General features: G+C 64.4%; 6 protein-coding genes. All 6 read left to right on the forward strand.

What is annotated here, in order from left to right; translation table 11 throughout:
* The first annotated feature begins 209 nt into the window (after positions 1-209).
* The 6 genes from SJI03_RS19615 to SJI03_RS19640 all read left to right on the forward strand — a co-directional run bounded on the left by SJI03_RS19615 (position 210) and on the right by SJI03_RS19640 (position 14,205).
* Positions 210-1,574, forward strand: a complete 1,365-nt coding sequence (locus tag SJI03_RS19615) for an efflux RND transporter periplasmic adaptor subunit (protein ID WP_322428282.1) — start codon at positions 210-212, stop codon at positions 1,572-1,574.
* Positions 1,571-4,690: an efflux RND transporter permease subunit gene (locus SJI03_RS19620; protein ID WP_322428283.1), complete on the forward strand. Its 3,120-nt coding sequence runs from the start codon at positions 1,571-1,573 to the stop codon at positions 4,688-4,690. Before SJI03_RS19615 ends, SJI03_RS19620 begins: the two co-directional genes overlap by 4 nt.
* Positions 4,687-7,926 carry an efflux RND transporter permease subunit gene (locus SJI03_RS19625; RefSeq protein WP_322428284.1) on the forward strand — a complete coding sequence of 1,080 codons (3,240 nt, stop codon included), beginning with the start codon at positions 4,687-4,689 and terminating at the stop codon, positions 7,924-7,926. Before SJI03_RS19620 ends, SJI03_RS19625 begins: the two co-directional genes overlap by 4 nt.
* Entirely contained in the window at positions 7,923-9,353 is a 1,431-nt protein-coding gene (locus tag SJI03_RS19630) for an efflux transporter outer membrane subunit (RefSeq protein WP_322428285.1), read from the forward strand. Before SJI03_RS19625 ends, SJI03_RS19630 begins: the two co-directional genes overlap by 4 nt.
* A 128-nt stretch (positions 9,354-9,481) precedes the next feature.
* The gene (locus SJI03_RS19635; RefSeq protein ID WP_322428286.1) at positions 9,482-12,094 is read left to right on the forward strand and encodes a chemotaxis protein CheB; all 2,613 of its coding nucleotides are present in this window, start codon (positions 9,482-9,484) and stop codon (positions 12,092-12,094) included.
* Entirely contained in the window at positions 12,091-14,205 is a 2,115-nt protein-coding gene (locus SJI03_RS19640; protein WP_322428287.1) for a PAS domain S-box protein, read from the forward strand. The genes SJI03_RS19635 and SJI03_RS19640 overlap by 4 nt, the downstream gene beginning before the upstream one ends.
* Positions 14,206-14,247: the final 42 nt, after the last annotated feature.

The raw sequence follows: 14,247 nt of genomic DNA on the forward strand, positions 1-14,247 counted from the left end.
AATTGTTTCAAGTAGAAATGAAACAGTTACATGACTATGCTAGAGTCGTTTCACGCTAGGGAGCGATGTTTTTTTAGCTGACTTTCAGCTCTTGACTCCCCCGGCTTTGTACCGAAACAACCCCGAAAAACGGTCGTCCGGCCTGAGTGTGTCCCACCTCGGCCGGCGCCACAGACTCGCCGTGCCAGCGGCCTAGACAAGGATAAGCGATGGATTCGCAGACAACACCCAACACCCCGCGGCGCAGCCGCCGTTCGAAAATCGTCGGCACGGTCATCGCGCTGGCCGTGATGGCTGCGCTGGGGGGCGGTGCCTGGTACCTGACCCACTCGGGCGTCAGCGCGCAGCCTGGCGCCGGTGGCCCTGGCGGACCGGGAGGCCCTGGCGGGCGTCGCGGCGGCCCTTCGACCACCGTCGGCGTGGCCACGGCCGTGAAGTCCGACCTGCCCGTGGTGCTCGATGCGCTGGGCACGGTGACGGCGGCGTCCACTGTGACGGTGCGCCCGCAAGTGTCGGGCATTTTGAAGGAATTGAAATTCAAGGAAGGCGGCATGGTCAAGGCGGGCCAGGTGGTGGCGCAGATCGACCCGGCGCAGTTCGAGATGGCGCTGATGCAGGCCACGGGCCAGCGCCAGCGCGATGAAGCGCAGCTGGAAAACGCGCGCCTGACCCTGAAACGCTATCAAACCCTGCTGGGCCAGGATTCCATCGCGCGCCAGGATGTCGACACGCAGGCCGCCCTGGTGAAACAGCTGGAAGGCACCGTCATGACGGACCGCGCCGCCGAAGGCACGGCCAAACTCAATCTGGGCTACACCAAGGTGGTGTCGCCGATCAGCGGACGCGCGGGCCTGAAGGTGGTCGACATCGGCAACCTGGTCAGCACCAGCGATACGGGCGGCGTGGTGGTGGTGACGCAGCTCTCGCCTATCGACGTGGAATTCTCCGTGCCGCAGGATAAGGTGCAAACCATCCAGGAACGCCTGAACGCGGGTTCGGCCCTGGCGGCGCTGGCGCTGGACCGCACGCGCACGCATACCCTGGACAAGGGCGGCTTGAGCGCGCTGGACAACCAGGTCGACGTGCAGACGGGCACCGTGCGCGCCAAGGCCCGCTACACGAATGACAAGATGGCCCTGTTCCCCAGCCAGTTCGTCAACGTGCGCCTGGAACTGGGCAACATCACGGGCGCCGTGCTGGTGCCCGTGACGGCTCTGCGCCACAGCAACAACGGCGACTTCGTGTATGTGCTGAAAGCGGATAAAACCGTCACCGTGCGCATGGTCACGCGCGGCCAGGCCACCACCGACATGGTGGAAATCCGCGCCGGCCTGGAAGCGGGCGAGCAAGTCATCACGGAAGGCGCCGACCGTCTGAAGGAAGGCGCGAAAGTCACCCTGGCGGGCGACAAGCCTGCCATGGGCGGCGCAGGCGGCGCGGGAGCCGCCAACGGCGAACGCCGCCACCGCCGCCAGCACGCTGATGGCAGTGGCGGCGCGGCCAGCGCTTCGGCTGCCGCATCGGCGCCGGCCAGTGCGCCAGCCGCGGCGCCGGCGAAGGGCGCAGCGCAATGAGTCCATCGACGCCATTCATCCAGCGCCCCGTCGCCACGGCGCTGCTGATGCTGGCCATCGTGCTGGCGGGGCTGGTCGGCTTCAAGTTCCTGCCGCTGGCGGCCTTGCCGCAGGTGGACTTCCCCACCATCCAGGTACAGACCCTGTACCCGGGCGCCAGTCCGGAAGTCATGGGGCAGACTGTCACGGCGCCGCTGGAGCGCCAGTTCGGGCAGATGTCGGGCTTGCAGCGCATGAGTTCCACCAGCGCGGCCGGCGTCTCCATTATCACCCTGCAGTTCACCCTGGGCCAGACCCTGGACGTGGCCGAGCAGGAAGTGCAGGCGGCCATCAACGCGGGCGGCTCGCTGCTGCCGACGGACTTGCCGGCGCCGCCCGTGTACGCGAAGATCAACCCGGCCGACGCGCCCGTGCTGACCCTGGCCATCACGTCGGACACGATGCCGCTGACGCAGGTGCAAAATATCGTCAACACGCGTCTGGCGCTGAAGATCAGCCAGGTCAACGGCGTCGGTCTCGTCTCGCTGTCGGGCGGCCAGCGTCCGGCAGTGCGCATCCAGGGCGACACCAAATTGCTGGCGTCGTACGGCCTGGGCCTCGACAGCCTGCGCACGGCCATCGCGGCGGCCAACGTCAACAGCGCCAAGGGCAGTTTCGACGGCCCCACGCGCTCGTTTACCATCAACGCCAACGACCAGCTGGTGACGGCGGAAGACTACAAGCGCCTGATCATCACCTATAAAAACGGCGCACCCGTGCGCCTGTCCGACGTGGCCAATGTCGTCGACAGCGCGGAAAACACGCGCCTGGGCGCCTGGTCGGGCAAGCAGCCGGCCATCATCCTGAATGTGCAGCGCCAGCCCGGCGCCAACGTCATCAAGACGGTCGACGCCATCAAGGCCCTGCTGCCGGACCTGCAGGCCAGCCTGCCGGCGGCCATGAAGCTCGACGTGCTGAGCGACCGCACCACGGGCATCCGCGCCTCGGTCGAACACGTGGAAATGGAATTGCTGTTGTCCGTGCTGCTGGTGGTGCTGGTGATCTTCGCCTTTTTGCACAGCATGCGCGCCACGGTGATCGCCAGCCTGTCCGTGCCCATTTCCCTGATCGGCGCCTGCGGCGTCATGTATTTGCTCGGCTACAGCCTGAACAACCTGTCGCTGATGGCCTTGACGATTGCCACGGGCTTTGTCGTCGATGACGCCATCGTCATGATCGAAAACATCGCCCGCTACATCGAAGAGGGCGAAACGCCGATGGCCGCCGCCCTGAAAGGCGCGTCGCAGATCGGCTTTACCATCATCTCGCTGACGGTGTCATTGATCGCCGTGCTGATTCCCCTGCTGTTCATGGGCGACGTGGTGGGCCGGCTGTTCCGCGAATTTGCCATGACCCTGGCCATCACGATTCTGATTTCCGCCGTGGTCTCGCTGACCCTGGTGCCGATGATGTCGGCGCGCTGGCTGAAAAGCCACGCCGACGAAAAGGTCAGCGCCACGGGCCAGCGCATCCAGGCTTTCCTCGACCGCGTGATTGTGCAGTACGACCATGCGCTCGTATGGGTCTTGAAACGCCAGGGCCTGACCTTGCTGGTGGCCCTGGCCACCTTGCTGCTGACCGTCATCCTGTATATCACCATCCCGAAAGGCCTGTTCCCCACGCAGGACACGGGGCAGCTGCAGGCGCGCATCGAAACCTCGCAAGCCGTCTCGTACGAACGCATGGCTACCTTGCAGCAGGCCGCTGCCAGCGCGCTGCTGGAAGACCCCGCTGTCGATACCCTGAGTTCCCTCGTGGGCGTCGATGCGGCCAACAATACCATGCTGCACACGGGTAGCATGCTGATCAATCTCAAGCGTCCGCGCAGCGGCAGCCAGGACGAGATCATGGAGCGCCTGCGCAACCGTGTGGCCCAGGTGGCCGGCGTGACCCTGTATCTGCAGCCGACGCAGGATCTCACCATCGATGCGGAATCGGGCCCGACGCAGTACCGCGTCTCGCTGGAAGGGGCCGACACGGCCACCGTCACCGAGTGGGCTGGCAAGCTGGCCGCGCGCATGCGTGAAAAATCGCAGCTGCGCAACGTGGTCACGGACGCGGGCGCCACGGGCGCCGCCGTCACCGTGGCGATTGACCGCGACAGCGCCGCGCGCATGTCCGTTACCACGGCTACCGTCGACGATGCGTTATATAACGCCTTCGGCCAGCGCATCATCTCGACGATTTTCACGGAAACCAACCAGTACCGCGTGATCCTCGAAGCGCAGCCGGGCATCGTCACCACGCCGTCCGACCTGTCGGACCTGCAGGTGCGCACCGGTTCCGGCAAGTCGACGCCGCTGTCCGCCTTTGCCAGCGTCAGCGAAAAACAGGCGCCGCTGCAAATCACGCACGTGGCGCAGTACCCGGCCACCACCCTCGGTTTCGATACGACGCAAGGCGTGGCCCTGGGCAGCGCCGTCGACGCCATCCGCCAGGCGGCGAAAGACATCGCCTTGCCGCCATCGGTGACATTGACGTTCCTCGGCGCGGCCGGCGCGTATGAAAACTCGCTGTCGAACCAGCTGTGGCTGATTCTCGCCGCCGTCGTTTGCGTGTATATCGTGCTGGGCGTGCTGTACGAAAGCTACATCCACCCGCTGACGATTTTGTCGACGCTGCCGTCGGCCGGCGTGGGCGCCTTGCTGGCGCTGATGATTTCCGGGCAGGACCTGGGCGTGATCGGCATCATCGGCATCATCCTGCTGATCGGCATCGTCAAGAAGAACGCCATCATGATGATCGACTTTGCCATCGAGGCCGAGCGTGACGAGGGGAAAAGCCCGCAGGAAGCCATCCACCAGGCGGCGCTGCTGCGCTTCCGCCCTATCTTGATGACGACCCTGGCGGCCCTGTTCGCGGCCGTGCCGCTGATGCTGGGCTGGGGCGAGGGCGCCGAGTTGCGCCGTCCGCTGGGCCTGGCCATCTTCGGCGGCCTGATCGTCAGCCAGGTGCTGACCCTGTTTACCACGCCCGTCATCTACCTGGCCTTCGACCGCCTGGGCCAGCGCTTCGCGCGCAAGACAGCTGGGGTGAACCTGGACAAGCCGGCCGATAACGCGGGGAGCGCCGCGTGAACCTGTCCGAACCGTTCGTCAAGCGTCCCATCGCCACCGTGCTGCTGACCATCGGCATCGCGCTGGCGGGTATCGGCGCCTTCTTCATGCTGCCCGTCTCGCCGCTGCCGCAGGTCGATTATCCGACCATTTCCGTCAGCGCCAGCCTGCCCGGCGCCAGCCCCGCGACCATGGCCACCTCGGTGGCGACGCCGCTGGAACGGCGCCTGGGCGTGATCTCGGGCGTGAACGAGATGACGTCGTCGTCGGGTACGGGTTCGGCGCGCATCAACCTGCAGTTCGACTTGAACCGCAAGATCGATTCGGCCGCGCGCGAAGTGCAGGCCGCGATTGCCGCTGCGCGCGTGGACTTGCCGGCCACCTTGCGCAGCAATCCCACCTACCGCAAGGCCAATCCGTCCGATGCACCTGTCATCATCCTGGCGCTGACGTCGAAAACGCGCACACCGGGCCAGATCTACGACGCCGTGTCGAACCTGGTGCAGCAAAAAGTGGCGCAAGTGAAGGGCGTGGGCGACGTGGAACTGGGTGGCGGCTCGCTGCCGGCCGTGCGCGTGGAACTGCTGCCATATCAACTCAATCACTATGCCGTGTCGATGGAAGACGTGCGCGCCGCCATCCAGGCCAGCAACGCCAACCGCCCGAAAGGGGCGATTTCCGGCGACGAACGCAGCCTGCAAATCTATTCGGGCGCGGCGACGGCGTCGGGCGGGCGCAGCGCCGCCGATTACCGCAGCCTGGTCGTGGCCTGGCGCGACGGCGCCGCCATCCGCCTCGACGACGTGGCCGAAGTGATCGACGGCGTGGAGAACAACAATACCCTGGGCCTGTTCAATGGCGACCCGGCCGTCATCGTGCTGATCACGCGCCAGCCGGGCGCCAACGTCATCGCCACGGTGGACGGCGTGCGCGCGCTGCTGCCGCAACTGCAGGCGCAGCTGCCGGGCGACATCAAGTTGCAGGTGGCGTCCGACAGCACCAATTCCATCCGCTCCTCGCTGCACGAGATCGAGTTCACGCTGATCCTGTCCATCGTGCTGGTCGTGCTGGTGGTCAGCGCCTTTTTGCGCAGCGTGCGCGCCACCATCATTCCCGCCGTGGCCACCATCGTCTCGCTGCTGGGCACCTTCGGCGTGATGTACATGCTGGGTTTCAGCCTGAATAACCTTTCCTTGATGGCGCTCACGGTGGCCACGGGCTTTGTCGTCGATGATGCCATCGTGGTGCTGGAAAATACGCAGCGCCACATCGAGGCGGGCATGGACCGGTTCAAGGCGGCCTTGCTGGGCGCGCGCGAAGTGGGCTTTACGGTGCTGTCGATCAGCCTGTCGCTGGTGGCCGTCTTCATCCCGCTGCTGTTCATGGGCGGGCAGGTGGGACGGCTGTTCCGCGAGTTCGCCGTGACCCTGTCTGCCGCCGTGATGATTTCGCTCGTCATTTCACTGACGACCACGCCGATGATGTGCGCCTGGCTGCTGAAAAGCGGCGCGCAGCACAAGCCGCCCGGTCTCGTCGCGCGCTGGTTCGAACGCGGTTTCGAGCGCATGCTGACAGTCTATGAGCACTGCCTGGACTGGGCCTTGTCGAGTGCCGCTCTCGTGATGACCATCCTCGTCTTCGTCGTCGGCCTGAACGTGTACCTGTTCGCGGCCGCGCCCAAGGGTTTTTTCCCGCAGCAGGACACGGGCCAGATCAATGGCGGCATGCGCGCCGACCAGAGCATCTCGTTCCAGGCCATGCAGAGTAAATTGCGCCAGCTGGTCGACATCATCAAGGATGATCCGGCCGTCGCCACCGTCGTCGGATTCACGGGCGGCGGACGGGCAGGGGGCGGCTTCATGTTCATCGACCTCAAACCCGCGTCGCAGCGCACGGACAAGGGCCAGGCCGTGATCGCCCGCCTGCGCCCGCAGCTGGCCAAGGTGACGGGCATTTCGCTGTTCCTCAACCCCGTGCAGGATTTGCGCATGGGCGGGCGTTCCAGCAATTCGACCTACCAGTACACCCTGATCAGCGACAACCAGGCGGACCTGAAGAAGTGGGCGGCCAAGCTGGCCGACCAGATGAAGCTGCAGCCGGCCCTGATCGATGTCGACACGGACCAGGCGGAAAACGGCGTGGAAACCTTTGTCAGCATCGACAAGGACCGCGCCACGCAGCTGGGCGTGCAAGTCAAGGATATCGACAATGCGCTGTACAACAGCTTCGGCCAGCGCCAGGTGGCGACCATCTACGATGAGCTGAACCAGTACCACGTGATCATGGAAGTGGCGCCGCGCTATGCGCAAAGTCCGGAAGCGCTGCGCTCCGTGTACGTGCCGGCGTCGAATGCGGCGGCCGTCGCAGCCACGGCCACGACAGCAACCACCAGCACCGTCACTGCGACGACGTCCAATACGACGGCGGCGCGCGACCCGTCCAGCGGCTCGGCCCTGTCCACGACCCTGGCGCACATGGTGCCGCTGTCGTCGTTCAGCACCTTCGCGGAAAGCTCGACGGCCACCTCGATCAATCACCAGGGCGGGGAACTGGCGACCACCGTGTCGTTCAACCTGGCCGACGGCTATCCGCTCAGCGACGGGCAGGCTGCCGTGGCCCAGGCGGAGTCGGAAATCGGCATGCCCGTCAATGTGCGCGGCAGCTTCCAGGGTTCGGCGAAGAGCGCGCAGGACAGCAACAAGGAGCAGCCGCTGTTGATCCTGGCGGCCATCGTGGTGATCTACATCGTGCTGGGCATCCTGTACGAAAGCCTGATCCACCCGATCACCGTGCTGTCGACTTTGCCCTCGGCAGGCGTGGGCGCCGTGCTGGCCTTGCTGCTGTTCCGCATGGAGTTTTCCATCATCGCCCTGATCGGCGTGTTCCTGTTGATCGGTATTGTCAAGAAAAATGCTATATTGATCATCGACTTCGCGCTGGAGGCCGAGCGTTCGCGCGGGCTGACAGCTGTGGAAGCGGTGCGCGAGGCATGTTTGCTGCGTTTCCGCCCCATTCTGATGACCACCCTGGCGGCGGCGCTTGGCGCCTTGCCGCTGGCGATCGGTTTCGGCGAGGGGTCAGAGCTACGCCAGCCCTTGGGGGTCGCCATCATCGGCGGCCTGATTGCCAGCCAGTTACTCACATTGCTGACCACCCCGGTGGTCTACATCCTGCTCGACAAGCTGCGCACGCGCAGCGCCGACGAGCAGCAATTGAGCCGCATTCCTGGGCCAGATAACCCGAGCACACAATCATGAAGCAAGTAAAACCTATTCCATCCGCCGTCCCCGCACGCCACCTGCCGGCACTGGCCGCTGCCACCGCTTTCCTGCTGCTGGCCGGCTGCGCCGTCAGCCCCGCGTATGAAACGCCGACGGCGGCCGCGCCGCAAACGTTCAAGGAGGCGGCCGGCTGGCAACCCGCCGCGCCGGCCGATACCCTGGAGAGGGGCCACTGGTGGACCCTGTTCGGCGACGCGCAGCTGAACCAGCTGGCCGAAGGCATCGACATCTCGAACCAGAACGTGGCTGCCGCCATCGCTTCGTATGAACAGGCGCGCGCGCTGGTGCGCGAACAGCGCGCCTCGCTGTTCCCGACAGTGAATCTGACGGGCAGCGGTGCCCGTTCCGGCGGCGGGGGCGAGCAGCAGACGAACAACAACTTCAAGGCGGCCATCGGCGCCTCGTGGGAACCGGACGTGTGGGGCAAGCTGCGCGCCGGTGTGACGGGGGCGGACGCCAGCGCCAGCGCCAGTGCGGCCGACCTGGCTGCCGCCCGCCTGTCTGCGCAGGGCGAGCTGGCCACCAATTACTTTTCGCTGCGCCAGAGCGATGCGCAGATCGCGCTGCTGAACGCGACCATCGATGGCTACAAGCGCGTGCTGGAGATCACCGGCAACCGCTTCAACTCCGGCATCGCCGCCAAGTCCGATCTGCTGCAGGCGCAGACGCAGCTGGCCAATGCGCAGATCGATCTGTCCAGCCAGACGCGGGCGCGCGCGCAGCTGGAACACGCGATCGCGATACTTTTGGGTCGTGCCCCGTCCGACTTCAGCCTGGCCGTGGCGCCATGGACGCTGACCGTGCCAGAGGTGCCGCTGGGCGTGCCATCGACCCTGCTGCAGCGCCGTCCCGACATCGCGGCCGCCGAACGCCGGGTGGCCGTGGCCAACGAGCAGATCGGCATCGCCCGCTCGGCCTATTATCCGAACCTGAACCTGACGGGATCGTATGGTTCCGGCGCCAGCCGTGTGGGCGACCTGTTCAATGCATCGTCGAGCCTGTGGTCGCTGGGCGTGTCGGCCGCGCAAACCCTGTTCAACGCGGGCGCCACCACGGCCAGCGTGGATGCGGCCAAGGCAGGCCATGAGGCGGCTGTGGCGCGCTACCGTCAGACGGTACTCAGTGCCTTTGGCGCCGTGGAAGACCAGTTGTCGGCCACGCGCGCGCTGGCAGAGCAGCTGGCCTTGCGCCAGCAGGCATCGTCCGCCGCCGACCAGGTCGAGCAGCAGATGCTGAACCGCTACAATGCGGGCCAGGTCGGCTATACGGACGTGGTGACGGCGCAAGTGACGGCCCTGTCGGCGCGCCGTTCGCTGGTGCAGGCGCAGGCGGACCGCCAGACGACGGCCGTGGCCCTGATCCAGTCGCTTGGCGGCGGCTGGCACGTGCCGCAGGCGCAGTAACGGGGTAATCAGGCGCAGGAAAACCCCTGCGCCAAATTCGCGTTTTTACGCGCTGCTTGAGTGCTAGAATGCAAGATTATCAATTGCCGGCCATGGTAAGGTTTGCCGAGGCTGGTTTCTTGCAGACGATGATAACCCGCAAACGCAGCAAAACCAGTCTGGCCAGCCTGCCTACTGTTACGGAAGCGCCCACCATCGGGTTTCCCGTGGTGGCCATCGGCGCTTCCGCCGGCGGACTCGACCCTATTGTCGCTTTCCTGACCCATGTGCCGCCGGAAAGCGGCATCGCCTATGTGGTGATCCAGCACCTTGATCCCACGCAAAAAGCCCTGTTGCCGGAACTGCTGCAGCGGGCCACCAGCATTCCCGTCACGGAAATCACGCACCAGACCGCATTGCGGCCCAACCATATTTACGTGATCCCGTCGAATGCCGACCTCGGCCTGTCGAAGGGGCGTTTCCTGCTCAGCGAACCGCTGCAGCTGCGCGGACACCGCTTGCCCATCAATGCTTTCTTGGAAAGCCTGGCGGCCGAGCTGGGCGAACTGGCCGTGGGCGTGATTCTGTCCGGCATGGGCAGCGACGGCACGCGCGGCTTGCAGGCCATCAAGCAGGCGGGCGGCCTGACCCTGGCCCAGCATCCCGATACGGCCAAGTTCGACATGATGCCGCAAAGCGCTATCGCTGCCGACGCCGTGGACCTCGTCGATTTTCCCGACAAGATGCCGGAAAAGATCGTCAGTTACCTGTTTCGCAGCAGCTTCCTGGAGTTGCCGGGCAGGGAGCCTAGCGGACGCAATGCATTGCAGGAAATTGTCGCCTTGCTGTCCGAACATACGGGCAACAGCTTCTCGGACTACAAGATCAATACGGTGCTGCGCCGCATCGAACGCCGCATGAGCCTGTACCAGATGACGTCGATGGAAGAGTACATTCCCTATCTGCGCAACAATCCCACGGAAATCGACTTGCTGTTCAAGGAATTGCTGATCGGCGTGACGAATTTTTTCCGCGATCCGAAAGTGTGGGAATACCTGAAGATGGTGGTCTTGCCGCAAATGCTGGCGGCTCACCCGGACGGGCGCGCGTTCAAGGCCTGGATTCCTGCCTGTTCCACGGGTGAGGAAGCGTATTCGCTGGCCATGGTCTTCCATGAAGTGGTGGCCGGCAGCAACCCGCCGGCGAAATACAGCCTGCAGATTTTTGCCACCGACCTGTCGGCCGACGCCATCGACCGCGCGCGCCAGGGCCGTTTTCCGCCAACGATCAGCAGCGATGTGTCGGCCGAGCGTCTGGAACGGTTTTTCTTGCAGGACAAGAACGATTACCTGGTCCGGAAAGAGATCCGCAACATGATCATCTTTGCCCAGCAAAACATCATTTCGGACCCGCCGTTTACCAAGCTCGACATCCTGTGCTGCCGCAATCTGTTGATTTATCTCAATGCCAAGCTGCAGCAGCGTTTGATTCCCCTGTTTCATTACGCCTTGAACCGCGACGGCGTTTTGCTGTTGGGCAGCGCCGACACGCCCGGTCATTTTTCCGACCTGTTTTCGCCGCTGACGACATCGACCCGGTTGTACCGCCGTCTCGACAACCTGGCGCGCCAGCGCCTGCTGACGTACTTCCCCACCAAGGTGTCGTCGGCCACTCCTCCTACCCCCAGCGACACGAGAGAAGTCAGCATGCCCGGAAAAATCCAATCCCATGTCGAGCAATTATTGCTCCAGAAATATTCGCCTGCGGCCGTGCTGCTGAACCAGGATGGGGACATCCTGTATATCAATGGCCGCACGGGCGCCTTCCTGGAACCGGCGGCCGGCAAGGCCAACTGGAATATCCACGCCATGGCACGCGAGGGCTTGCGCTACGAGCTGGCCAGCCTGATCAAGCAGGCGCTGCAAAGCGACAGCCTGGTACGCCTGAAAGGCCTGGTGCTCAAGGATTACGCAGGACAGGCGCAGGGCGTGGATTTGACGGCGGAAGCGTTGCGCCAGCCCGAAGCGCTGCGCGGCATGGTCTTCGTCACGTTTGACAGCGTGCCGCTGGCGGCTGCCCCGCGCCGGGGCCGCTCGCCGAATCCCAAGGTGCTGGAACTGGAGCAGCAGCTGATCCAGGCGCGCAATGAAATCCAGGCCGTGCGCGACGAAATGCAGACCTCGCGCGAAGAGCTCAAATCGGCCAACGAGGAATTGCAGTCGACCAATGAAGAGTTGCAATCGGCGAACGAAGAGCTGACCACGTCGAAGGAAGAAATGCAGTCGCTCAATGAGGAGTTGTACACCGTCAATGCCGAGCTGCAATCGAAGGTCGATGATTTGTCGCTGGTCAACAGCGATATGAAAAATCTGCTTAATAGTACCGATATCGCCACCATCTTCCTCGACAGCGACCTGCGCATCCGCCGCTTCACGGCGCCGGCCACGCAAATCTACAAGCTGATCCAGACGGACTTGCGCCGCCCGCTCAGCGACATCGTCAACGACCTCGCCTACCCGAACCTGGAGGCGGACGCGCTGGAAGTGATCCGCAGCCTCGTGTTTTGCGAGCGGCAAGTGCAGACCAAGAATGGGCGCTGGTACAACGTGCGCATCATGCCGTACCGCACGGTGGAAAATGTCATCGATGGCGTGGTGGTGACCTTTATTAATATTACCGAGTCGAAGGTACTGGAAGCCCAGTTGCGCCAGATCCAGTCCGGCGCTGCGGCGGCAGGCAATAGCGGCGAGAACGTGTCATGAACGAACCATTCGACGAGGAGAACGTGCCGGCCAGATTGCGAGAGCAGGCCGAGCAATTGGCGGCGCAGCAGCGCCAGCCCTTGCCGCAGTCGAATGAAGAGGTGATGCGCCAGTTGCATGAGTTGCAGGTCAGCCAGATCGAGCTGGAAATGCAGAGCGCGGCCCTGGCCGAACTGGAGCAGCTGAAAAATGAATATGAAAGCAGCCGCGACCGTTATGCGCAGCTGTATGAACAGGCGCCCGTCAGCTATTTTTCGCTGGCGCGCGAAGGCGTCATCACGCGTGTCAACGTGGCCGCTTGCGGCTTGTTGCAACGCGACAAGAACCGGCTGCTGGGGCGGCGTTTCGAACAATTCGTCGCGCCCCAGGCGCAGGGCGGCTTCCGGCGCTTTCTCGACGCCGTCTTCACCAGCGGCACGCGGCAGGTGCTCGAAGCGCAATTGTTCGAGGGCATGGCGGGCGGCATGGTGCGCATCGAGGCCAATTTTGATGCGGACAGCGCCACGGCGCGCATGCTGGTGACGGACCTGGGCGACGAGCACGCGCGCGAATCGGCCTTGCGGCGCGCATTTGTCATTCTCGACAGCATCCGCGAAGGCGTGCTGGTGACGGACAGCGCCAACCGCATCATTTCCGTCAACCCCGCCTTCACCACCATCACCGGCTACCAGGCGGAGGAAGCCATCGGGCGCGATCCGTCCTTCCTCGGCGGCGGCACGCATTTGCCGCATTTCTATGAAGCCATGTGGCGCAGCCTGCACCAGGATGGCAGCTGGTATGGCGAACTGGTGAACCGGCGCAAGAATGGCGAGCGTTTCGTCGAATCGCTGTCGATCACGCCCATGCGCAGCCCGGATGGCGCGATCAGCCATTTTGTCGGCGTGTTTTCCGATATCACCGAGCGCAAGCTGGCCGAGGCGGACTTGCGCGAACTGCACCGCGAGCTGGACCAGCGGGTGGTCGACCGCACTGCCGAATTGCTGCGGGCCAACCAGCACCTGCAGCTGGAAGTGCATCAGCGCGAGCGGGCGCAGGAAGCCTTGCGCGATGCCGAGCGCTTCTTTCACGCTACCATCGATTCCCTGACGGACCGCGTGCTGGTGCTGGACCGGGCCGGCCGCGTCGTGCATGCCAACCAGGCTTGCCTGGCCTTCGTCGGGCAAACGCCGCAGCCGCTGCAGTACCTGGAATTTTGCGAAACGGACCCGCGCTGGCAGCGCAGCGCCGGGCGCGAGCTGGCTGCCGGCATCCGCGCCGTGATTGCCGGCAATGCGGACACGTTTGCGCTCGAGTACGAGTTTGCCACGCGGGCCGGCCCCCGCTGGTCGCAGGCCAGGATCAGCCGTTTTCTCGGTGAAGGGCCGCTGCGCGTGGTGGTGGCGCACACGGACATTACCGAACGCAAGCTGATGGATGGCGCCCTGCGCCAGTCGCACGCGCAGCTGCGCCAGCTGGCCCTGCACCTGGAAACGGCCAAGGAAGACGAGCGCAAGCGCATCTCGCGCGATATCCACGATGAACTGGGGCAAAACCTGCTGGCGCTGCGCATCGATATTTCCATGCTCAGCGCGCGCACGGAAGGCTCGCATCCGCGCCTGCACCGCCGGGTCGGCGCCGTGCTCAGCAATGTCGACACCACCATCAAGAGCGTGCGCGGCATCATGAACGAGCTGCGTCCGATGGCGCTGGACCTGGGCTTGCAAGCGGCCATCGAGTGGCAGGTGGGCGACTTCCGCAAGCGCAGCGGCGTCGCTTGCCAGCTGCTGATACGCGATGAGGCGCTGTTTTCCACCATTGGCAGCCAGGTCGAGATCGTGCTGTTCCGCATCGTGCAGGAAGCGCTCAGCAACGTCATGCGCCACGCCCAGGCCAGCCAGGTCACGATCGAACTCAGTTCGGATGCCTGCGCCGTGTATGTGGCCATCAGCGACAATGGCATCGGCATCACGCCGCAGCAGCAGCGCAAGAAACAGTGCTTTGGCCTGATCGGCATCGCCGAGCGGGTGACGGCGCTGGGCGGACAGTTCGAGGTGGGCATGCCGGCATCGGGCGCCGGTTGCCGGCTGTCCCTGCAGATACCCTTGCAGGGGACGGGCCGGCCGGTTGCCTGATACAGAAATTGCAATGGGTTAATTTTTGCCGACTCATGCCGG

Origin of the sequence: Janthinobacterium sp. GMG1 (assembly GCF_034427795.1) — a bacterium.
In the GTDB taxonomy this organism is placed as follows: Bacteria; Pseudomonadota; Gammaproteobacteria; order Burkholderiales; family Burkholderiaceae_D; genus Janthinobacterium.

Coding starts and splice junctions, on each gene's coding strand:
- SJI03_RS19620 (WP_322428283.1), top strand. CDS start 1,571: ATGAGTCCATCGACGCCATTCATCCAGCGCCCCGTCGCCACGGCGCTG.
- SJI03_RS19640 (WP_322428287.1), top strand. CDS start 12,091: ATGAACGAACCATTCGACGAGGAGAACGTGCCGGCCAGATTGCGAGAG.
- SJI03_RS19635 (WP_322428286.1), top strand. CDS start 9,482: ATGATAACCCGCAAACGCAGCAAAACCAGTCTGGCCAGCCTGCCTACT.
- SJI03_RS19630 (WP_322428285.1), top strand. CDS start 7,923: ATGAAGCAAGTAAAACCTATTCCATCCGCCGTCCCCGCACGCCACCTG.
- SJI03_RS19615 (WP_322428282.1), top strand. CDS start 210: ATGGATTCGCAGACAACACCCAACACCCCGCGGCGCAGCCGCCGTTCG.